The following is a 21,591-nucleotide window of genomic DNA, read 5'->3' on the forward strand; positions in this document are numbered from 1 at the left end:
CAATATATTCCCAGATTAAGGTCACCTGTAATGATTTCATAGGGCCGGTCATGAATATTCCACAAGATTATCGGATAAGCCCTTTTTTACTCCTTGATTCAGAATATTTTTATACACTCAGGATTAACTACAAGAGCTCTTTTGATTGTAAAAATGGTCAATGCGACACCTACATTGAGAAACTTGATTATCAGTTCCAGCCTTATGCCACTATTGGTTTGACAATGCCACCCGCAGAACTTTGCAAACGACCGGTGATAAGGGATATATTTCTGCATGATGATAAGTTTCTGATTTTCACCGTAGATCATGACCTGCCTTCAATGACCTACAGAAGTTTCCTTTTCTCATTCAATATGAAAGGAGACCTGATTTCCCAGCCGCTTTTCATGGGGGAAATCAGAAATACTGAGAAATCCTCGCAAATAACGGAAAGTTCTGAAGAAAATGACTTTTTCAAGATGATACCCATTTATACAGATAATGACTTCAAACTGCTTTATATCCAGTCCTTCCCTCCGGGTGAAAGCCCGCAACTGAAACTGAACATCAAACTGCTTAACAGCAACACTGATGAAGTGTTTTCAAAGCAACTTGTAATGCCTTTTATACCTGAGTACTGTAAAATCTCAAAAGTCCTGCTTTACACCAACGAGTTATTATTTATGGTCAGTTACTCTTTCCCCTTTGAGGATATCATCTACAAACTGGTCACTTACAATATCCTTAAAGATGAAATCGCCTATTATAATTTCTCACTTGAAAATAAAAAAATCCAATCCATCGGCCTGGATCAGACTGAAGGTGGTAATATTTATATTTATGGCTATTATTCGGAGGAAAAAAAGAATGATGAAGTAGACGGCCTGTTTCTCTATCTTTTTGATCAGAATAACCAGGAAGTTATTACTCAAAGTTCGACTAAAATCATGACCGGGAATTATAAGACAATCCGGAAAAAAGATCTGAAAAATCTGGTTGCCTGTGATCTGTATCAGAGAGATAATGGGGATGTAATCTTTCTGTCAGAACTAAGCTGGACTGAATTTGTTAATTTTACCGACTCGCAGAATAAATTCTATTTCAAGCCATTCTATCATTCCGATCATATCCTGGTGATGTGCTTTACCAGTGACGGAAATCTAAAATGGCAGGACTGGATACCAAAGAGCCAGTTTTTACCATCACAGGAATATACCGGATTCAAATGCATCATGGCCGACAGCAGCCTTTATCTGTTTTTTAATGACCACCCAAAGAATGATGGGATCTATGATCCTGATCAGATACGACCTGTAAAAAGCAAACTCAACCTGACGATAACCCGGATAGATCTTAATACCGGGATTTACAGGAAAGAAACCTTCAATAAGGACGGGAATAAGAAAGAAGGAATGGTTTTCCGAAAAGCTTACACGTTCCAGATAAATAACAAAGCATTGGTAATGATCGAGAATTCTCCCTGGCGACTGATAAAATTCACCTTTGCGTATTAAAAACAGTATAATGAAATGTGAAACTGAGCACTTCATTATACTGGCCCTTTCTCAGAAAATATGTATATCCGGAAGGCTCGTCCCTGACTGGAAAAAATAATGTGTTGGAATATCTGATATTAAATCGCAGGTTTCGTGAAATGGCATAGGATAAACCTAGCTCACCACTGAAATCCAATGGATTAAAAGGATTGTCCAGAACAAAATAGTCGGCTTCTTCATATGAATGTACCAGGTAGCCAAAAGATGGACCGATTTCAAAAGTGAATTTCTTTATGTCATATTTATAAAGAAACATGATCGTCAGATAATTAAGTCTCAAAATATATCTGGTAAGGTCAAGCGTGTCAGGATTCTTCCTGCTGCCTTTCTGGATAAAATCAAGTTCGAGCTGCAGGGATGATTTGCCCGATACATAGTGGCTGGTAAAGAGCCCAATATAAAGGCCAGCTTTGCTGGGTCCGGTTATATAGTCTCCTGATATTTCACTTGTGCTGAGACCAGCCAGCACGCCCCCATTAAATTTCTGGGCAACACCATTAACCATCAAACCAGCGAAAAATATCCAAAGTAAAAGGTATCTCATTCAAATGGTTCACTAGGATAAACTTCCAATATCAATTATAATCGTGAATTCAAAAATAGAAATTAGTTAAATATCTGAATGATTAATTCTTCCTTTCAATAGAGAACGTTACTAGCATCTCAAGTGATCGACGGATTTCGCAATCTGGCCAATCATACAAAATCCGAAATGCCTTATCCCTGTATTCAAGCATTTTGCGATGAGCATACTCGATTCCGCCACTTCTGTTTACCTGCTCGATGATCTCGTGGATCTTTTCAGGATCATTGTGATGATGCTTGAAATAGTAAATGATCTTCCGTTTCTCGAATAAATCCTTTTCACCAAGCATGTAAATTAGTGGCAGTGTCATTTTTTTCTCCCTGATATCCAAGCCATTGGGTTTACCAACAGAATGTTTCGCATCATAATCGAAAAGATCATCTTTAATCTGGAATGCAATGCCGACATTTTCCCCAAAGGTGTGCATCCTGCGGATGACAGCCGCTTCGGTCGATGATGAAGCAGCTCCGGCTGCACAGCATGCAGCAATGAGTGAAGCTGTTTTTTTCCTGATGATCTCAAAATAGATATCTTCCGTGATATCCAGTTTCCTCGCCTTTTCAATCTGAAGAAGTTCGCCTTCGCTCATCTCTCGCGTCGCATCTGATACAATCCTGAGTAAATGATATTCGTTATGGTCGAGAGCGATTAAAAGTCCTTTGGATAACATATAATCCCCGACAAGAACGGCGACTTTATTTTTCCAGAGAGCATTGATGGAAAACAATCCCCTCCGTGTATTCGAATCATCAACAACATCATCATGAATAAGCGTGGCCGTATGCAAAAGCTCAATGAGTGCTGCAGCAGTATACGATGACTTATTAATCCCTCCACACAATCCTGCCGATAAAAGCACAAATATTGGCCGCATTTGCTTTCCCTTTCGTTTCAAAATATAGCGTGTGATGATATCCAGCAATGGAACATTACTTTTCATCGAAGACCTGAAGGTCTTTTCAAATATTTTTAAATGCTGACTAATGGGAGCTTTAATATCATCAATAGTGGCCATCCGGAAAAAATCTCTGTCAAAAGTACAAAAAGCACTTCATACGCTGTCTGATTTTTCTACATCTTTGCACGATAGTCAACTCTTCATATACCATGTCCATATTATTTGATGAAATTGTTTTCGGCCCGGTTAATAGCAGGCGGTTTGGAATATCACTCGGAATTAACCTCTTACCAACCAGTTATAAGTACTGCACGTTTAATTGCATTTACTGCGAATGTGGATGGACAAAAGCAAAAAGCGCGGAAAAAGTCAGATTATTTTCCCGGTTGGAGGTAAAAACTGCACTGGAGAAGAAATGTGCCGAGCTTGTAAACAGCAATATCTATCCGGATAATCTGACTTTTGCCGGTAACGGAGAGCCAACTATTCATCCTGAATTCCCGGGTATTATTGACGATACTCTTGCGATCAAGAATACCTACTTCCCGCAAGCTGAAGTTACTGTCCTGTCGAATTCCTCTCTTTTACATAAACCTGCAATACGCGCAGCTCTGAAAAAAGTGAATAAAAATGTCCTTAAGCTGGATTGCGGTACAGAGAAAATGTTCCAGTTACTTAACAGGCCACTTGGAAAGATCTCATTATCAAAAATAATCGGAGATCTTAAATCATTCGATGGACCCGTCATCATTCAAACCTTGTTTATAAGAGGAGAATATGAAGGTATTCAGATTGACAATACCACTGATGAAGAAATCCATGCATGGCTTAACAATATAAGAGATATTCATCCCATCCTTGTGTTGATCTACCCGATAGCCCGCCAGACACCAGTGGCCACTCTTAAAAAAATCGGATCAGATGAACTTCAGCAGATAGCAAAAAAAGTCGAAACACTTGGAATTCCTGTTCAGGTATATCATTAATTATCCGGTTACAAGCCATATCAGCGATATGTAACTTATAACATGCAACCTCTGACTAATAAACAATAAACCATCTCAGCATTATTTCATTCTCTCTCTTATACTTTATGACTATCTTTGTCATATGGTAAACTATCCGCCAAAAATCCTTATTGCATTTGGAGAAACCATTAGTGGCAATGATCAGATTTTCGAATGGCTGTTGCATAATGGCTATCCTGAACTGGCAGCTCTTTCACGGTCGATCAGAGGCAGTGAAGAAGCTTTCAAATGGTTGATGAAAAATGGGTATCCTCATCTGGCAGCCCTTGACAATGCGATCGACAATAAAAAGGAAGCATATGCATGGCTGGTCAAAAACAACTACTCAATACTTGCCGTACTAGCCGATGCATGTAATAATAAGCCTGAAGCCATCACATGGCTGCGCCAGAAAGACCTGAAAATATTTTTATACATCGCTCAAAAAGTGCAGGCATTCAGAGATAATCAGGAATTCGACTATCATAAAATACATTTCTGAGCGAGGGACTTAGTCACACTTCGAATATCCGCAGCACTTGCAAATCAGGCAGCCTTCCTTATAAATAATGGCGTGTTCTTCACCACATTCCGGGCACTGAAGTTCTTTGACAGCTAAAGTACCATCGGGTATGAATTTTTTTAATGCCCTGATAACGCCGTTTTTCCAGGTATTGATTGAGTCGCTTCCCAGGAACAGATTTGAAATCAGGTCAACGACATACGGTAAAGGCATGCCATGCCGTAAAATACCGGAAATCAGCTTGGCATAGTTCCAGTATTCCTGTTGAAATTGCCGCGACAATCCTTCCATGGTCACTTTATAACCATCTTTATCTTCGAATTGAAAATCGTACCGGGCACTTTTCTGGTTTTCCTTTTTCACGCGTATCACCCATCCCTGGTTTACCCAGTTAGGCAGAAAAAATCCTTCAGCTCTACCGGTGAATACCTCATACGGTCGGCCTTTATATAAACCCACAACAGCCACCCATCTATCATAATCATTCTGGAAACGAACAACTTCAGCTTCAAGTCTTTCCGGGCGTGGTGGGGCTTTTGTTTCATGAAAGTCGTTATCGTCACTTTCGGATGTTTCGTTGTTACTGACCAGCACCCCTGTTCTGGTCCCGTCACGGTAGATGGTCATACCTTTACAACCCGTTTCCCATGCTGTTTTATATATCTCGCTGACAAGCTCCTCATTAGAATCACGCGGGACATTAACTGTCACACTGATGGAATGATCAACCCATTTCTGAATGGAACCCTGCATCCTCACTTTACTGACCCAGTCGATATCATTAGCGGTAGCTTTATAATAGGGTGATTTTTTTATGATTTCATTTAATTCATCGTCCTTTAACTTGGCTATTGTCTCAGGATCATAGCCGTTAATAATCAGCCATGTGGCGAATTTATGATGGAACACGTTATATTCTTCCCATGAATCACCCACCTCATCGACAAAATCAATGCGCACTTTTTTATCATTGGGGTTCACTTTTCTGCGTCGCTTGTAACTGACCATAAAAACAGGCTCTATTCCGGAGGTTGTCTGTGTACATATACTGACACTGCCCGTGGGAGCAACGGTCAGCATAGCAATATTCCGGCGACCATATTTTTCCATGTCTTCATAAACTTTCGGGGCGAATTTTTTCAGACGGTTTATAAATGGATTGTTCCGTTCTCTTTCGATATCGAAGATCTGGAAAGGACCTCTCTGCATTGCAAGTTCAACTGACGAACCGTACACTTCAATAGCTAGAAGTTTATGAACCTCAACAGAGAAGTTGATGGCATCTTCCGATCCATAGCGGCAGCCCAGAGCGGCCAGCATGTCACCCTCGGCAGTGATACCGATTCCCATTCTGCGACCCATGCTGCTCTTTCGCTTGATATTTTCCCACATCTTCTTTTCAATCCTTTTGACCTCCTCATCTTCAGGATCCGTATTGATCTTGTCCAAAATTTTATCGATGTGTTCTATTTCCAGGTCGATGATATCATCCATAATTCGCTGCGCATAGCGCGCATGCCTGGTAAAAAGTTCAGAATTGAAACTGGCATGGGTGGTGAACGGATTATCAACGTAACTGTATAGGTTTATCGCCAGCAATCGGCAACTATCATAAGGACACAATGGGATTTCCCCGCATGGATTTGTCGACACGGTTCTGAATCCAAGATCAGAATAACAATCCGGAATGGACTCCCTGATCACTGTATCCCAGAAAAGAACGCCGGGTTCGGCCGATTTCCAGGCATTATGAATTATCTTTTTCCATAAAGCACGGGCATCTATTTCCTTTTTAACCAGGGGATTTTGTGAGATAATAGGGAATTGCTGAATATAGGGCTGACCATCGATTACGGCACGCATAAATTCATCATCAATTTTCACCGAGATATTTGCGCCGGTAATCTTTCCCTGTTCGAGCTTGGCATCAATAAATTTCTCTGCATCCGGGTGTTTTATCGAAATCGACAACATCAGGGCACCGCGTCTGCCATCCTGTGCAACCTCACGTGTAGAATTGGAATAACGTTCCATGAAAGGCACAATACCTGTTGAGGTAAGGGCACTATTTTTGACCGGACTCCCACCCGGGCGGATATGTGACAGATCATGACCAACGCCGCCACGGCGCTTCATGAGTTGAACCTGTTCCTGATCTATTTTCAATATGCTGCCATAAGAATCAGTAGAACCTTCATTGCCAATAACAAAGCAATTTGACAAAGAGGAAACCTGGAAACGATTGCCTATACCTGCCATAGGACTTCCCTGCGGGATAATGTATTTAAAGTCCTTAAAAAGGTGATAAATCTCGTCCTCACTCAACGGATTCGGATATTTGGCCTCAATTCTGGCAACTTCCCTGGCTAAGCGGTGATGCATGTCATCAGGTGTGAGCTCAAATATCTTGCCTTCACTGTTCTTTAGTGCATATTTGTTGATCCATACATTCGCTGCAAGGCTGTCGCCTTTGAAATATTGGGTCGACTTATCCAGTATTTCATCAAAGTGAGGAGGATCAATGTCCTTTTCATGTTTATGCTTATCGTCCGGCATAATCTTAGTATGCATCACCCCGGAAAAAATATCTGTTCCTTCCTGTACTGTTGGTCTGGCCCGTTTTCCCTTCATCTCCTCGTAAAAATCCTTTGTAATACCTTCTAATATTTGCTTTTCGGCACTTGAAAATAAATCATTCTGCATAGACAGAAATTTCAAATATATATTTCAAGAATAAATTAATTAATTGAAAATGAATATATTATAGTTTAAGAAAGGTGCTATTTACCCTTGACCAAATTACAACAGTAACCCACCACATGCAAATCGTTTTATTAACAATAAGTGAGTAATTCATCCTAATCGTCTGACTTAAAAAAATATAAAATCTTAATAAGTCTTTCATCATCATTTTGGGTCAGTCGTACCTTTTAAATCCAATTTTTTCAGATGTTCAAACGACTCAATACCATCAACAGATTCAATAGGTTTATATCAAATTCCCTTAAAAAAAATAAAAAGTGGATGATCGGAATAATATTTTATACTCCGACTTATTAACAATTCCAAAAGGGTTTAGTTTTAGAAATCCAGGCTTAATGAAAAATAAAACTGGGAAGGAAGAATAATGCCATCCTCGACGCCCCATGACAGGTCAGCGCGGAGAAAATAACCAAAAACACGGCTCCTGAGGCCAAATCCAAAACCCTCTACTATTGGATCCTTTTGCACTTCAACTGTTATTAGCATGGGTGGTTGTTCAATTACACGGGTAAAAAGCGAATTTTCCTTCGAATATGGATTCAGCCCTGTCCATGCTGTACCAATATCACCAAAACCTACTATCTGTAAATTATTCAGAAAATCGGACTTGAGAGGACGATTAGCAAAATACCTGATAACAGGAAATCTTAACTCACTGTTTATCAAAGCAAAACTGTTACCATTCCGAATATTCTGAGTAAAACCCCTCATGTTAGTCGCAAGGGTTTGATAAATATAATTCTGATCATAATCGATCGGTGTTTCACGGTTGAATGAGGGTGAAATCCAGTTATCGACACCACCTAGATAATAGATCAGCTTATTCGTACCAAGTGATGTGCTGGCAGCAAAACGGTTTGCCCATATAAGCGTACGGTGGATCTTGATATAATTCCTGATATCCAATCCGACAATAATCAGATTTGAACTCTTCTCTGCAATCTGGTTATAATATTCTCCAAAAATCTTGAAGCGTGTTCCATGGTAAAGGTTCAATCCCAATTCACGGGTATCATCATATATGAATTCTCCTTTTAATACTGCCCAGTTCATCGACTGATCCGGTTCCTTAAGATTGATCTGGTCAGTCGACAGATACACAGCCCTATCATTCCTGAGGGTCAGGGTACCCCTTATGCTCATGACCGGGCTGAAAGGGTATTTCAGAACGTAATAGAGCTCATGTGAATAGTGTTTGATAAGAGAGTATGTGCCCACTTCCTCAAATGCCTTCCGGTGGAAAATAATCTCCTTATCCAGCCTTTTTCTGAGATTGGCAAAACTCAGTAAATATTCATTATTACTCAGGTCAACCGACAGTCGCACACCGCCTGAAATCCGGTAATCTTCAAGCAGATCGGTCACACCTACATTAAAGAATGCATTAAATCCTGGTGTCTGGAAAATAGGCTCTCCTCCTCCTGAAAATGCCTGATAGGAATAATTCAGGTAGGTAAAGTCTATCTGGCTTATCAGCTCGTTGATGGAGAATTCGACATCGTAATTCCTTTTCTTGGGTATAATGAAACCAGCGCTTGTTTTCTCGCTCACTGATGGAAGAGGAACAACAACATCAAGCGTATCCTTTCCGCTTACTTTTATGAATGACTGTTTATCAAATAAGTAATTATGAATGTCAATTTTTGCCTTTTCATCCACTTGATCCAGGGTATGCACATTGGAAAATCGTTTCCGGTCAGGTTGTTGTGTTTTCTTGTTTTCTTCTTTTAACGTCTGCTGCTCCTGATCAAATTGCTGTCGCATTTTTTCTGCATAGGGTGTACTCATCAGCTCAACGGGAATCAGAGCTTCAGTTGCTGATAAAGAATCAATGTACATGGTGAATTTTTTATCCTTGTAAACAACTTCACCATAAAGATTTGCGGACGGCTGAACGGAATGGATCAATATGTTGCGTGAATAATTGGTCACCGGGAATGATTCGGTAAAGTACCTGTAATGAGTGGTCGTATCGATAAAAGTTATGCTGCTGTCGAATCGGGCTATATATCGGTTATATACGCCATTATAATCACTCAGGTAAGTGAACTGTCCCTTACCCAATTCTTCAGGTTGGATTTCATTTGCAGTAGGAGTTAATGCAATTCTCCTGAGAACATTACTCCTGGAAGTAAGATCATATAAAAAAAGGTCATTGGTTTCCTGTGACGCATCGATGTTAATGTCCGAAGTATAGCGTAATGTGTCGCTGGTCCTGTTGGAACTAAAAAGAATCTGGCTGCCATTGTTTATAAAACAGGGATTCAGATCATTAAAAATATCTTTGGTGATCTCTTCATACGTGTTGGAGGCTATGTCATAAATAAACAGGTCAGATTGGCCTTTTTGAACAGCGGAGAAAAGAAATGATTTTCCATCGGGCGAATAGCTGAAATCTACTATTTTCTCAAAATTGAATAGGGTTTGCCTGATCTTTTTTCCTGTATCAATATTATAATAATAAAGAATAATGTGCCCTTTGAATTCAGTGATGATAGCCAATAGCTTGCCGGAGGGGTGCCAGGTTAATATGGGATAGGTATAATCGGTTTTTTCATCCAGGCGGAAACCGGTTCGAAGAATTTTATCCTTTTTGCGTGAAGACAACTCATAGACATATACTTTACACTTGCCATAATCATTGCGCGTATAGGCTGCATATCGCCCGTCAGGGCTCAGTTTAAGAGCACCATATACAACATCATTCTTGGGCCTGCGGATAATTTTCATCCCACCAGGCTCTGTCATCCCGCTGTTAGCTTCTGAGTATTTCTTTAAATAATACTCATAACACTCTTTCATCAGATTTTTAAAGGAAATACCAAGCACATAGAGAAATCCATTTTCAACATTACGGCTGATTTTAGCCATGTAAACAACATTCGATACTACATTTTTCCCGTATTTCTCGGCAATGTAATTCCAAATAGCATGTCCGGCATAAAGGGCATCTATACCTGTTAACTGGTTGAATTTTTTATAGCGGCCTGAAAGAATGCCATCTTTTACATAATTGTCTATTTCGGAATTCCACTCTTCGGAAATAAAAGATACTAAACCATCAACATACCATGTGGGTAATGCCATCAGGGTAGTATTTTTAATCTGGGTACCTACACTGCCACCATAAAGAGTTTGGTCAATCAGAACTTTCACAATACCTGCCCTGATCTGATTCTGAAAATGTGTCAGGTCACCATCAAAATAAAGAAAGACCTTGTGACCGATAATATGTGTGATGCCCCCGGTGTTGTAATGTTGCTCGCCCAAAAGGCCTATATTACTTTGTTTCAGGTCGGGTAAGCTATTATAAATGATAAATTGTATCTTATCTTCCAGATCGGTATCAAGCTGAGATTTTATCGCCTCAAGATGAGCCTGGGCATATTTAGCCGCATAAATAGCCAGCTCATTGCCATTCAAATAAAAATATGTATCAATATTTTCAAACTGGTAATAGGTCCATAAAAAATCATTGTACTGTACACGGTTCTTGCCGAAGGTTAGCTGTGATCCGTTATAAAACTGAGCTATAAGTGGGTACGAATGCAATGATATAAACAACAACAGCAGAATACTCCTGTTGAGAAATCTATTTTGACTTATATGAGAAGATCCTGACACCGTACTTTTCTTCACGCAGGTATACAAACATCAAAAATTTCGGACAAACTTAACATATTATCAATCTGCTTCTGAAAACACTTAAAACCTGAATAAAGTTCAGCTAAATTACATTATTTTACGACTTTATCAAAGCAGATTGTCATAACCAATATAGTGATAACTTTGACCAGGAAAAAATATTTTATTTTTCAGTTATTATCACAAATTATTCTTCGACTTCTTCCAGGCATATTAATCTATGATATCCATTAAGATTTTTACTTTTAATTCATTCCAGACCAATACTTACTTGCTGTACGATAATACCAAAGCCTGTGCCATCATCGATGCCGCATGCGTGGATGAAGATGAAAAAAAAATGCTGGCCCGGTTCATCGAAACCAATGAACTGAAGCCAAAACGGTTGATTTATACACATTGCCACGTTGACCATACCCTGGGTAATACTTTTGTATCAGAACGGTTTGATCTGGAACCAGAGGTTCATCCCGAAGGAAAACTATTCTGGGAAATGGCCAGGGAATTCAGTTCGGTATTTAATGTTCCTTATGACAAGCCCATATCCCCGGGTAAATTCCTGAACGATGGTGATCTTATCAGGTTTGGGAACTCCTCCTTACATGTGCTTTATACACCAGGTCATGCCAGTGGAAGCATTTGTCTGCTGAACAGGGAACAAAAGTTTGTTATCGTCGGGGATGTGTTGTTTTATGGAAGTATTGGAAGAACTGACCTGCCAACAGGCAATTTTAACCTTTTAATGAACAGCATTAAGGATATACTTTTCACCCTTGAAGATGAAACGATTGTATATCCTGGTCATGGGCCAACAACGACCATCGGTTTTGAAAAAATGAATAACCCTTTTATCGATTTCTGATTACTATCTTTTTGTTTGCCCATTCTGCAATGCTTTCAATATCTATCAGCCTCATGCAGTTAAAATGTCCTTTGGGACATCTCTCATAGCCCAGTTTGCTGCATGGCCGGCAGCTAAGATCACAAACCTCCATGATCACTGAATCGGAATCTGTATCATCTGATAAATAAGGATACATTCCGAATGCCGGTACGGTATTTCCCCATAATGAGAGGATAGGTCTCCGGAATGCTGCGGCAATATGCATCATTCCTGTATCGTTAGTGATCACTTTATGAGCTTTCTGAAGAATGCGAGCGGACTGATTCAAATTAAATGACCCGCATGCATTCATCACATGTTCTCCCGCAGCCGCCTTTATCCTGTCGCCTTTTTCCTTATCACCGGGACCTCCTATCAAAATAACAGGTTTATTAAGCCGCTGACACACAGCAACCACCATATCTTCAGGAAAACATTTTGTTTCATGATGTGCACCTATCACAAATGCCGTATATCCCCTCCTGAAAATCTCAGGTATCACTTCCATCGATATGTCCTCTTTCTCATTTATAAAATAATCCAATCCTTTCAAATCATTTTTAATACCTAAGAAGCTTACAGCCCTGAAATACCTGTCAACGATATGAATATCAGGTAAAAGATTTATTTTGAACCGGACCAGTATCCATTTTTTAAAATTCAGTTTCCGGAATGTTGAATAACCCGACCGGATACACATCCAAATTCCAAACGATCGATAATTCTTGTGAAGGTCTATTATATGGTCATACTTTTCAGACCTGAGAAGGTGAATAACTTCCCGGTTGCTCTTTGTAATAGTATGAATTTTTGAAATGTATGGGTTATTCTCGAGTAAGGGCCTAAATTGTTCCTTGGTGAGGTAATGGATGGCGACTTCGTCGCCTAACTGTTTCTTCAGACTCCTCACTAGCGGTGATGTCAACACGATATCACCGATTGAACTGAATCGGATGATGAGAATTTTTTTCATCACTGTAGACTTTATACCGATTTACGGGGTAAATGTAACTTAAAATCCCGGGATACAAAAGCATGCCTCCAGGGATACAATTATTTGACCTAATTTTGCAGCATGGTCCTGATTGATACACATACCCATCTTTATCTGAAAGAGTTTGATGATGATCGTGATGCGGTTATTCAGGATGCTGTCGGTAAGAATGTCGGATATATGCTTTTACCAAACATTGACAGTACTTCAGTAGAGGGTATGCTATCAATTAGCAGCCGCTATCCTGATCATTGTTTTCCAATGATCGGATTGCATCCGGGATCTGTCGGTAATAATTATCATGATGAATTGCAGGTGGTTGAAAAATGGCTGACCAAAAGGCCGTTTTTTGCTATCGGTGAGATCGGCATGGATCTGTATTGGGATAAGACCTATGCGGAAAACCAGAAAAAAGTCCTTCTCCATCAATTTGATCTGGCTATAAAATATAATCTCCCCGTCGTCATTCATTCCCGGAATGCTATTACTGAAATTATTGAAATCATCAACCTGCATGATAATGCCTCTCTCCGGGGTGTTTTTCACTGTTTTTCGGGTTCACAGAAACAAGCTGACAAAATTGCAGAAATGGGATTTTTCATTGGTATCGGAGGTGTTGTGACCTTTAAAAACTCAGGTCTAACGGACGTGGTCGAACATATTCATATAAAGCATATTCTCCTGGAAACAGATGCCCCATATCTTGCTCCGGTTCCTTTCAGGGGAAAACGAAATCAAAGTGCTTTCCTGACATTGATAGCTGAAAAAGTCGCTGAAATTAAACAATTAACATATGATGAGGTCGCTGAAATAACCACCCGAAATGCACTGGAACTTTTCAGGATTAAAGAAACCCACCAGGATAATATCCCTCCAAATGGATCGAAATCGCTACCATAATTGAAGAAAATTATAAGAAGTATGATGGCTTCATTAAACTTCACCTGCGTTGAATTTCAAAACTTGGGAGTCATCAGTGGCCATAATAAAACTATTGAATCGGCCGTGACAAAATTGATGTATTTACTCGGCGAATACACCCTGAACGAGACTAAAGAACTGCTCCACATTTCGTTACGCTGAGAAGTATCGGCAGGAGGGATTACATAAGTCGTAATAAAAATACAGGCAAATTTTTATTTAATAGTTTTTTTTGTATTTTAGCACCCTTAAAAGAGAAAGGGTAGATCACGATTTTTGGAGAGATGGCCGAGTGGTCTAAGGCGCACGCCTGGAGAGCGTGTATCCGGCAAAACTGGATCAAGGGTTCGAATCCCTTTCTCTCCGCAGCTTATAACAACACGAAATCAGTATTATTAAATAACTATTACACCATTCATTAACAATAAAAAAGTAGCTATGAAAAAATTAATTGCTTTCTTATCTATCATGGGATTGCTTACTATTGGTTTTTCCAGTGTGATGTATGCACAAACTTCTCAGTCCGCAGCACCACAAACCGCAACATCCAATCAACCGGGTAGCGGCACTGTTCAGGCTGCACCCGAACAATCAGCCGCATGGCACCAGGTATTAAAGGAAAAATTTATCGAAGGTGGCGCCGGATTTATGGCTTTTATTCTGTTATGCCTTGTTGGTGGTCTGGCTATTGCTTGCGAAAGAGTCATTTATCTTAATCTTTCAACGACTAATACCAAGAAGCTCCTGAATAAAGTCGAAACTGCACTCGAAGTCCAAGGCATTGAGGGAGCCAAGGAAGTATGTAAAGCTACACGAGGCCCTGTGGCAGGGATTTTCTACCAGGGCCTGGATAAATATAAAGAAGGTATTGATATCGTCGAAAAATCAATTGTAGCCTATGGCAGTCTTTTATCAGGTCGTCTGGAAAGAGGATTATCCTGGATCGCCCTGTTCATTGCACTTGCACCTATGCTTGGATTCCTTGGAACCGTTATCGGGATGGTGATAGCTTTTGATAATATTGAAGCTGCCGGTGATATTTCACCTACCGTTGTTGCAGGTGGTATCAAGATCGCTCTGATAACCACCGTGTTCGGCCTTATCGTGGCTATTATCCTTCAGGTTTTCTATAACTACTTCCTGGCAAAAATCGATAGCCTGGTCGACGAAATGGAAGACAGCAGCATCTCTTTTATCGATATTCTGACCAAATACCAATTTACATCAAAAAAGTAATTAACCATGGATAAATCAATTTTAAAGATAGTAAACATCGTTACTGCTATCATCCTCGGTCTGGGTGTCGTTATGACATTGCTGACAGCAGCCTATGGAAAAGACTTTGCGACAAACGTGGGTATTAGGGAAAAATTACTAAATCCATTTTTTATTTTAACTTATGTTACTTTTGCCATAGCTGCTATTGCTGCGCTACTTTTCCCGTTACTTATGATGATCAAAGAGCCCAAAAAACTTCTTGGTGTTCTGGCCATCATTGGCGGGATAGTTATCCTGTGGCTGGTTTCTTATGCGTTATCCGGTAATAGTTTATCTCCGGAAAGATTGCAGAGACTGCAAACGACAGCCCGGGCTTCCAAGCTCGTCGGCGCAGGATTGATCTTTACATATTTTATTGTTGGCTTTACATTTTTAGCCTTTGTTATCACTAGTCTGTTAAACTTCTTTAAAAAATAAAGTTTAAAACTTATGGCACGCAAATATCGTCCAATACCGGAAGTAAACGCCAGTTCAACAGCAGACATCGCCTTTCTTCTTTTATGCTTTTTCCTTATGGCCTCCAATATGGATACTGACACGGGGATCTTCAGAAAGCTTCCCCCTCCTATTGATCCTACTCAGAAACCGCCCGAAATCAAGGAAAGAAATGTCTTCACTATACTGGTCAATAAAAATGATAAACTCCTCGTATCTGGTCAACCCGGAGATATTACAAAACTAAAAGATGAGGCTAAGGAATTTTTATCTAATCCTAATAATCTCCCTAACCTGCCCGAAAAACGAATGGAAATCATTCCTCTTCTGGGCGAATTCGCAGTATCCAAAGGTGTTATTTCCCTTAAAAATGACAGGGGCACCTCCTACGATATGTATATTAAAGTTCAGAATGAACTCACCAGGGCTATCAATGAACTCAGGGATGAATTGTCACGACAACAGTTTGGCATGAAATTCACGAGTTTAAAAGATACAGCCTACATCAATGCAATACAGAAAGCAATACCCGTTTCTATTTCTGAAGCAGAACCTGAAAATGTAGGAGGACAATAATATGGCCAAATTCAGACCGGAAGAAAAGAAAGAGGTGCCCAAAATTGGTACGGCATCCCTGCCTGATATCGTATTCCTTTTGTTGATTTTCTTTATGGTTACTACTACCATCAGGGAAAGTGTGCTGTTTGTTCGTATCTCTCTGCCAAGTTCCACTGAAACTCAAAAACTCGAAAAGAAATCCCTGGTCAGCTATATTAATATTGGTCAACCAACAAATACCAAATTGGGTACCGAATCACGTATCCAGCTTAATGACCGTTTTGCCACTGTTGCGGATATTGCTGACTTTATAGTCGCTGAAAGAGAAGCCCGCGATGAGGTGGACCGCATGCTGATTACTACTTCACTCAAAGTAGACAAAGCTACTAAAATGGGGATTGTCACAGATGTCAAACAGGAATTACGTAAAGTAGGAGCATTTAAGATAAATTATTCCAGCCGAAAACACGTCGGAACTGTTAAGTAATCCATCTTTTCATAGCACTTGTGGAGAGGGTGCTCATTTTTGAGACACCCTCTTTATTTTTTAGCCCACTATTTTGAAAATACTCTAAATATCAAAAGTTTACATTAATCCGACCCAGATTTGGCAATCAAACTTTTTGAAATTTCATAACGGTATAGGGCAAATAACACAACCAGAATAAAAATAAAGCTGATGCTGATAACAAGAGGATTTGCACTGCTTCCGAAAGAATCCATGTCCTGTGATATTGTCCCTGCATTATACATATAGGCGGCCACAACTGAAAGGGTATTATTTACCAAGTGTGTTAAAATAGGCACCCATAAATTGCGGGTCCAGACAAATAAATAACCGAGAAGAATGCCCAGTACCATTCTGGGAAGGAATCCATAAAACTGCAGATGCATGGCGCTAAAAAGTATAGCAGAGATTACCACAGCAAGATGAGGATTTTTTAACCATTCCCTGAATAACCTGATCAATATACCACGGAAAAGCAATTCCTCACCGACAGATGCCAGGATACCAATCATGACAATATTGATGATCAGTCCTTTTGCAGATGTGTCACCGAGAAAGGCTTCTGTGAGTCTGGCTGCCTGCTCTTCCGAAGATCTCATCCAGTTTTCCAGGCCTGATAGAAAATCAGGTAAATGAAAGGAAGCATTGAGTTGAAGAAGCCAACTTATAAATGGCAGGGATACCAGTATGGATAGAAAAGCCAGGACAAGTGAAATTAATCTTGGCCGTTTATCAAGCCTTAAATAAGACGGAGCCTGCCGGCTGATAAAAAATGCATACAGTGCAGCCGGTAAAATAAATGTACCAATTTGACTGACTATCTGGAAATATCTCTGCAAATCCAAATTATTCAACATCGATTCACCGCTAAGGTCGGAGATGCTCGTAAGAACTTCGGAGCCAAAAATCGGAATGGCAATTATAAGGCCCAACATAAGGGTCAGCAGCAATGAGGCTAAGATGATAAGCAGAAGAAAAATAAAACGGAGAAAATTCGGATAGTGAATTAAGAATGGCTCTCTTAACATATAGCGTTTTATGGAGGTACAAAAGTAATAATTTTGCAATTAGCTTCAAGCTGCAAGCCTCAAGCTGCAAGTTCAGGAATCTGAAGTTTTCCAAACCTGAGTCTTGAAGCTTGTAGCTTGAAGCTTGAAGCTAATATAAGTATGATTAAAATTGGTCACATCGAATTTCCCACAGCTCCGGTCATCCTGGCGCCCATGGAATCAATAACTGACTCCTCTTACAGGTCGGTATGCAAGAGCCTTGGGGCTGACCTGATGTACACGGAGTTCATAGCTTCTGAAGGCCTGATAAGGAATGCGAGGAAAAGCCTTAACAAACTTATATTATCTGATGAAGAACGTCCTATTGGCATCCAGATATTCGGGCATGATATTGACTCGATGGTTGCTGCAACAAGGATAGCCGAAAAAGCCAATCCCGATCTCATTGATCTGAACTTTGGCTGTCCGGTACGAAAAGTGGTGAGCAAAGGCAGTGGCGCAGCTCTTCTTAAGGATATCCCTAAGATGCTGAAAATGACCCAGGCAGTTGTCAATGCCACAGTCTTGCCGGTTACGGTCAAGACACGACTGGGCTGGGATGAATCAAACAAGTGCATTGCCGACCTGGCGGAACGTTTACAGGATACAGGCATTAAAGCTCTGACTATTCATGCCAGGACTGCCATTCATATGTACCGGGGCAGGGCTGACTGGACACTGATAGGTGAGGTAAAAAATAATCCAAAAATACAGATACCAATTATCGGCAACGGGGACATTGACTCACCGCAGAAAGCACAGGAAGTAATAAAGACGTACCATGTTGACGGGATCATGATCGGTCGGGCCGCAACAGGCAATCCATGGCTATTCCGCGACATAAAGCATTATCTCACTACCGGTGAATTGCTGTCTCCACCCGAAATCAGCGAACGCATCAGGGTGTGCAGCATCCACTTAAACAAATCTATAGAGCTCAAAGGTGAAAAAAGAGGCGTGCTGGAGATGCGGAAATTCTATGGCAACTATTTTAAGGGATTATTAGATTTTAAACTATTTAAAATGGCTCTGGTCAAGACTGACAATTATGGAGATATCATCAACCTGTTTGATGAAATTCTTGAGAAATACGGTAAATAATGATGACCTTGCAGCCAGAAGAACCCGATAAAAAAAATCAAATCGGGAATTGCTATATGGCTAACATTTCTTAAATTTGCACTCCCTATTAATAAAATATTGTATCCACCCTCACACCCACACCCATGTCGGGCCTATAGCTCAGCCGGTTAGAGCAACTGACTCATAATCAGTAGGTCCCTGGTTCGAATCCAGGTGGGCCCACCAGCCGGATGCCGCTCGATGCGGCATCCGGCTTTTATTTGGCGATTGTCAATTGTCAATTGGGGGATTTTCAATTTGATTCTTGATTTTTGATTGTGGACAAAATCATTTTTAGATTCCGCTCCTTGCACTTCGCCATAATTCAAAGCAGCACTTGTTGCCGACCGTGTAACCTGATTCTTTAAATGTTGTGATATGTAACTGTCGTCAAATTCGCGGCTAAGCTTAATAATATTTACAGACAGGCCTGTTAATCTTCTTTCAATTTCCTTTCTCACTGGTGCAGTATTTTTCTATTAATCCCAAAAATCGACAAATCGTTCCCCTCATAAATCAGCTTTTTCTCACCAATTAAATCGAAAATTGAAAATCTCCCAATTGGGGAATTTTTGATTTGATTTTTGATTTGGGATTTTAGTTTTGGCCGTGAGTGACTGGTCCTAAAAGTGCCTTATTAATAAGTTTATCAAATGTTGCTTTCACATGGATGATCTAATTGATTTACAGGTGGCTTTCCCGATAAACCGGGACAGGCGTTCAACCCGGATTTATCTGCAAATAATATCGATCTGTCTTTAATATTTATTTTTTTCGTAATTTGCAGATGAAATCCTATATAGTTGCCAGTGACCACTGCTCGGATGACTGTACAACTTGACAACTACTTATCAAAAGTAAAATTATTTTACTATCTTTGCAATAAATAAATAAGATGACACTAGTAGTTTCGTTACGAGTTCCTGATGGTGTTGTGTTGGCTGCTGACAGTTTGCAAACCGCACAGGTTGCTATTCAGCCTGGAGTAAAGGATTTTAAGGTAAAGAATCCAAAAACAGGAGAAGAAATTCCTTTTGGAGATTTGATACTTCCTCCTATTATGATGCCAACTTCCACATTCTCGTATGCACAGAAATTATTTTCATTTCAAGACAAATTTGGAGTAGCTACTTTTGGAAGTGCAGTAATTAATAATAGAACAATTTACAATCACATTAAAAATCTGGAATTGAGCACAAAAAAGGAAGTAAAATCAGTTTCAGAAACAGGTGAAATCTTAATGGATTACTTTACTAACCAGTTGCAGGAACAATTAAAAACTAGTGGACAAAAACTAATAAAAGGGCAAATAGTAATGGGCTTTCATGTTGTTGGATATGAAACCGCAAATGATTTATTCGGACATACCGTAGATGTTGCAATTGGAGAAACCCCTATTTCAAAAATGATTGACGGAATAGGATGCACTGTAAGTGGTGACACAGAAGTTGTAAGAAAAATTTGGGAAATTGGACAAGGAACAAACCGAGCTCCAAATTATGGTTCATTCTCGTTAAAAGATGCAATTGATTATGTTGAATTTCTTATTAACACTACTACTAATTTTCAGCGTTTTGCCAATATGATCCCGACAGTTGGCGGTTCTGTTGACATTGCCTTGATTACAAATTATTCAAAATTTACTTGGATAAAATATAAAGACTTGACAAAGATTCTCGAAAAAATTTAATAACTTTGCATTATGAAAAAAGAAATGCTAAAAAATACTGGGTTTATTCCTGAAGTTGTTAAGGGTTCTAATGAGTATATTGGCTTTGGTATTCCTACAATCAGCATTTATATAATTCAGCCTTCAAATATTTTCCCTATTTTGAATGATGATTTTTCTGTAAATGATAGCAGACCTACTTTTTTACAGATTCTTGATAAGCATTTAGACAGGTACATAAATGTTTGGCAAGCTCTCTCTTGAATGTGAATTATCTGACCAAAAACGAAATTATTTTAATCAATAGACAAATGACCCTCCGATTTGGAGGGTTATTTTTACCACCCGACAATGTTAAAAATCATAATGCACTTGATTATTTGATAGAAGTTGTACAGACAGAAATGTTTGGGATAGAACTCTATCCTAACATTTCCAGTAAAGTAGCAATCTATCTATACAATATTGTCTGTAATCACATTTTTAATGATGGAACAAAACGGACTGGACTGGAAGCCGCTTTATTGTTTCTTGAAAAAAATAATTTCATTTTAAAATCGGAAATTACAGATGAAGAATTAATATCACTAGTATTAGAAGTAGCAGAAGGACAAAAAGACATTGAATCAATTGCTGCCTGGTTTTCATCACGAGTTATACAAAAATATTGACTGAAAATCATTAAAACTCCGACAAAAAGTAGCGGCTTCTACTAAGATGGTCCCATTGTGATAAACTCATATAACTGCCTTGACGACATCGATAGGAATTATTACTGTAACTAAATAAAAATTGTCATAATCTTCCCCCCGACTCAAAATAAAGCCCTGCAACGCACGATTTTTTCTTTAAGTGATCTCAATATCAAGTACTAATAAAAACCAACAAGAGATCAGAATTTCCCGGAATGATTTAACAGACTTATCGCAGACTTTTGATTTCTCGGATTTTAATTTTAAAATCTTGCCTCAAATATTTGGAAATCGCATATGATCTTCATAATTTTAGAATCTCATAAACTAAAAAGTGACTATGAATAAATATTATGTTCACACTCTTTTATAGAATTAAACCATTAGTGATGCGTTAACTTATTAGTTTTATTTGTAATTTATTGATATATATTTAATTATAAGCGTTCTTTGATTTTTTGATTTGATTTGTGCGATAGCTTTGTGAAAAATCACAAGGTTATGAATAACGGGAAGTATGTT

The 21,591-nt window shown here is 39.3% G+C and carries 19 protein-coding genes and 2 tRNA genes; 15 read left to right on the forward strand and 6 right to left on the reverse strand.

Going from position 1 to position 21,591, the window contains the following annotated elements; genetic code table 11:
- Positions 1–50 precede the first annotated feature (50 nt).
- A complete protein-coding gene (locus tag NT175_08855; GenBank protein ID MCX6234814.1) occupies positions 51–1,496 on the forward strand; it encodes a hypothetical protein in 1,446 nt (481 codons plus the stop codon).
- Here the strand turns inward: NT175_08855 and NT175_08860 are convergent.
- Together NT175_08860 and NT175_08865 are read right to left on the reverse strand one after the other, a co-directional pair.
- Positions 1,480–2,082 (reverse strand): porin family protein, encoded by a 603-nt coding sequence (locus NT175_08860; protein MCX6234815.1) that lies wholly within the window; start codon positions 2,080–2,082, stop codon positions 1,480–1,482. The genes NT175_08855 and NT175_08860 overlap by 17 nt on opposite strands.
- An 82-nt stretch (positions 2,083–2,164) precedes the next feature.
- The gene (locus NT175_08865; GenBank protein MCX6234816.1) at positions 2,165–3,139 is read right to left on the reverse strand and encodes a polyprenyl synthetase family protein; all 975 of its coding nucleotides are present in this window, start codon (positions 3,137–3,139) and stop codon (positions 2,165–2,167) included.
- Positions 3,140–3,231: 92 nt separating this feature from the next.
- Between NT175_08865 and NT175_08870 the strand changes: the two genes are divergently transcribed.
- Both NT175_08870 and NT175_08875 read left to right on the forward strand, forming a co-directional pair.
- Complete coding sequence (locus tag NT175_08870; protein ID MCX6234817.1) at positions 3,232–4,008, forward strand: radical SAM protein; 777 nt, start codon at positions 3,232–3,234, stop codon at positions 4,006–4,008.
- Positions 4,009–4,132: 124 nt separating this feature from the next.
- Positions 4,133–4,531 carry a hypothetical protein gene (locus NT175_08875; GenBank protein ID MCX6234818.1) on the forward strand — a complete coding sequence of 133 codons (399 nt, stop codon included), beginning with the start codon at positions 4,133–4,135 and terminating at the stop codon, positions 4,529–4,531.
- Positions 4,532–4,540: 9 nt separating this feature from the next.
- On the opposite strand, the gene NT175_08880 is transcribed toward NT175_08875, so the two are convergent.
- Positions 4,541–7,255: an adenosylcobalamin-dependent ribonucleoside-diphosphate reductase gene (locus tag NT175_08880; GenBank protein ID MCX6234819.1), complete on the reverse strand. Its 2,715-nt coding sequence runs from the start codon at positions 7,253–7,255 to the stop codon at positions 4,541–4,543.
- A gap of 378 nt (positions 7,256–7,633) precedes the next feature.
- Positions 7,634–10,879, reverse strand: coding sequence for a hypothetical protein (locus NT175_08885; protein MCX6234820.1), 3,246 nt, complete (start codon positions 10,877–10,879; stop codon positions 7,634–7,636).
- 301 nt (positions 10,880–11,180) lie between these two features.
- Here NT175_08885 and NT175_08890 point away from each other — a divergent pair, with 301 nt between their 5' ends.
- Positions 11,181–11,822, forward strand: coding sequence for an MBL fold metallo-hydrolase (locus NT175_08890; GenBank protein ID MCX6234821.1), 642 nt, complete (start codon positions 11,181–11,183; stop codon positions 11,820–11,822).
- On the opposite strand, the gene NT175_08895 is transcribed toward NT175_08890, so the two are convergent.
- Positions 11,809–12,816 (reverse strand): glycosyltransferase family 9 protein, encoded by a 1,008-nt coding sequence (locus NT175_08895; GenBank protein MCX6234822.1) that lies wholly within the window; start codon positions 12,814–12,816, stop codon positions 11,809–11,811. The two genes, NT175_08890 and NT175_08895, sit on opposite strands and share 14 nt — an antisense overlap.
- Positions 12,817–12,918: 102 nt before the next feature.
- Between NT175_08895 and NT175_08900 the strand changes: the two genes are divergently transcribed.
- From NT175_08900 to NT175_08925, 6 genes are all read left to right on the forward strand, one after another.
- The gene (locus tag NT175_08900; protein MCX6234823.1) at positions 12,919–13,737 is read left to right on the forward strand and encodes a TatD family hydrolase; all 819 of its coding nucleotides are present in this window, start codon (positions 12,919–12,921) and stop codon (positions 13,735–13,737) included.
- Positions 13,738–14,036: 299 nt separating this feature from the next.
- Positions 14,037–14,124, forward strand: a tRNA-Ser gene (locus tag NT175_08905).
- A 72-nt stretch (positions 14,125–14,196) separates the two neighbouring features.
- Complete coding sequence (locus tag NT175_08910; GenBank protein ID MCX6234824.1) at positions 14,197–14,994, forward strand: MotA/TolQ/ExbB proton channel family protein; 798 nt, start codon at positions 14,197–14,199, stop codon at positions 14,992–14,994.
- Positions 14,995–15,000: 6 nt separating this feature from the next.
- Positions 15,001–15,453 carry a hypothetical protein gene (locus NT175_08915; protein ID MCX6234825.1) on the forward strand — a complete coding sequence of 151 codons (453 nt, stop codon included), beginning with the start codon at positions 15,001–15,003 and terminating at the stop codon, positions 15,451–15,453.
- 12 nt (positions 15,454–15,465) lie between these two features.
- Positions 15,466–16,047 carry a biopolymer transporter ExbD gene (locus tag NT175_08920; GenBank protein MCX6234826.1) on the forward strand — a complete coding sequence of 194 codons (582 nt, stop codon included), beginning with the start codon at positions 15,466–15,468 and terminating at the stop codon, positions 16,045–16,047.
- Between the two features lies 1 nt (position 16,048).
- Entirely contained in the window at positions 16,049–16,516 is a 468-nt protein-coding gene (locus tag NT175_08925) for a biopolymer transporter ExbD (GenBank protein MCX6234827.1), read from the forward strand.
- A 104-nt stretch (positions 16,517–16,620) separates the two neighbouring features.
- On the opposite strand, the gene NT175_08930 is transcribed toward NT175_08925, so the two are convergent.
- Positions 16,621–17,472 (reverse strand): CPBP family intramembrane metalloprotease, encoded by an 852-nt coding sequence (locus NT175_08930; GenBank protein MCX6234828.1) that lies wholly within the window; start codon positions 17,470–17,472, stop codon positions 16,621–16,623.
- A gap of 234 nt (positions 17,473–17,706) precedes the next feature.
- Between NT175_08930 and dusB the strand changes: the two genes are divergently transcribed.
- From dusB to NT175_08955, 5 genes are all read left to right on the forward strand, one after another.
- On the forward strand, positions 17,707–18,687 hold the full coding sequence (dusB, locus tag NT175_08935) for a tRNA dihydrouridine synthase DusB (protein MCX6234829.1): 981 nt from the start codon (positions 17,707–17,709) through the stop codon (positions 18,685–18,687).
- A gap of 130 nt (positions 18,688–18,817) precedes the next feature.
- Positions 18,818–18,894 (forward strand) — tRNA-Ile (locus NT175_08940).
- Between the two features lie 709 nt (positions 18,895–19,603).
- A complete protein-coding gene (locus NT175_08945; protein MCX6234830.1) occupies positions 19,604–20,398 on the forward strand; it encodes a hypothetical protein in 795 nt (264 codons plus the stop codon).
- Between the two features lie 12 nt (positions 20,399–20,410).
- Positions 20,411–20,641 (forward strand): hypothetical protein, encoded by a 231-nt coding sequence (locus tag NT175_08950; GenBank protein ID MCX6234831.1) that lies wholly within the window; start codon positions 20,411–20,413, stop codon positions 20,639–20,641.
- Between the two features lie 2 nt (positions 20,642–20,643).
- Complete coding sequence (locus NT175_08955; protein MCX6234832.1) at positions 20,644–21,048, forward strand: Fic family protein; 405 nt, start codon at positions 20,644–20,646, stop codon at positions 21,046–21,048.
- Positions 21,049–21,591 lie beyond the last annotated feature (543 nt).

The sequence above is a fragment of the Bacteroidota bacterium genome, from assembly GCA_026391695.1.
Classification (GTDB): domain Bacteria; phylum Bacteroidota; class Bacteroidia; order Bacteroidales; family JAGONC01; genus JAPLDP01.

Bases quoted from the DNA above. Each gene is read 5' to 3' on its own strand.
- NT175_08875 (MCX6234818.1), top strand. From the start codon at position 4,133: ATGGTAAACTATCCGCCAAAAATCCTTATTGCATTTGGAGAAACCATT.
- NT175_08950 (MCX6234831.1), top strand. From the start codon at position 20,411: ATGAAAAAAGAAATGCTAAAAAATACTGGGTTTATTCCTGAAGTTGTT.
- NT175_08945 (MCX6234830.1), top strand. From the start codon at position 19,604: ATGACACTAGTAGTTTCGTTACGAGTTCCTGATGGTGTTGTGTTGGCT.
- NT175_08910 (MCX6234824.1), top strand. From the start codon at position 14,197: ATGAAAAAATTAATTGCTTTCTTATCTATCATGGGATTGCTTACTATT.
- NT175_08915 (MCX6234825.1), top strand. From the start codon at position 15,001: ATGGATAAATCAATTTTAAAGATAGTAAACATCGTTACTGCTATCATC.
- dusB (MCX6234829.1), top strand. From the start codon at position 17,707: ATGATTAAAATTGGTCACATCGAATTTCCCACAGCTCCGGTCATCCTG.
- NT175_08865 (MCX6234816.1), bottom strand. From the start codon at position 3,139: ATGGCCACTATTGATGATATTAAAGCTCCCATTAGTCAGCATTTAAAA.
- NT175_08900 (MCX6234823.1), top strand. From the start codon at position 12,919: ATGGTCCTGATTGATACACATACCCATCTTTATCTGAAAGAGTTTGAT.
- NT175_08880 (MCX6234819.1), bottom strand. From the start codon at position 7,255: ATGCAGAATGATTTATTTTCAAGTGCCGAAAAGCAAATATTAGAAGGT.
- NT175_08870 (MCX6234817.1), top strand. From the start codon at position 3,232: ATGTCCATATTATTTGATGAAATTGTTTTCGGCCCGGTTAATAGCAGG.
- NT175_08890 (MCX6234821.1), top strand. From the start codon at position 11,181: ATGATATCCATTAAGATTTTTACTTTTAATTCATTCCAGACCAATACT.
- NT175_08930 (MCX6234828.1), bottom strand. From the start codon at position 17,472: ATGTTGGGCCTTATAATTGCCATTCCGATTTTTGGCTCCGAAGTTCTT.
- NT175_08895 (MCX6234822.1), bottom strand. From the start codon at position 12,816: ATGAAAAAAATTCTCATCATCCGATTCAGTTCAATCGGTGATATCGTG.
- NT175_08925 (MCX6234827.1), top strand. From the start codon at position 16,049: ATGGCCAAATTCAGACCGGAAGAAAAGAAAGAGGTGCCCAAAATTGGT.
- NT175_08920 (MCX6234826.1), top strand. From the start codon at position 15,466: ATGGCACGCAAATATCGTCCAATACCGGAAGTAAACGCCAGTTCAACA.
- NT175_08860 (MCX6234815.1), bottom strand. From the start codon at position 2,082: ATGAGATACCTTTTACTTTGGATATTTTTCGCTGGTTTGATGGTTAAT.
- NT175_08855 (MCX6234814.1), top strand. From the start codon at position 51: ATGAATATTCCACAAGATTATCGGATAAGCCCTTTTTTACTCCTTGAT.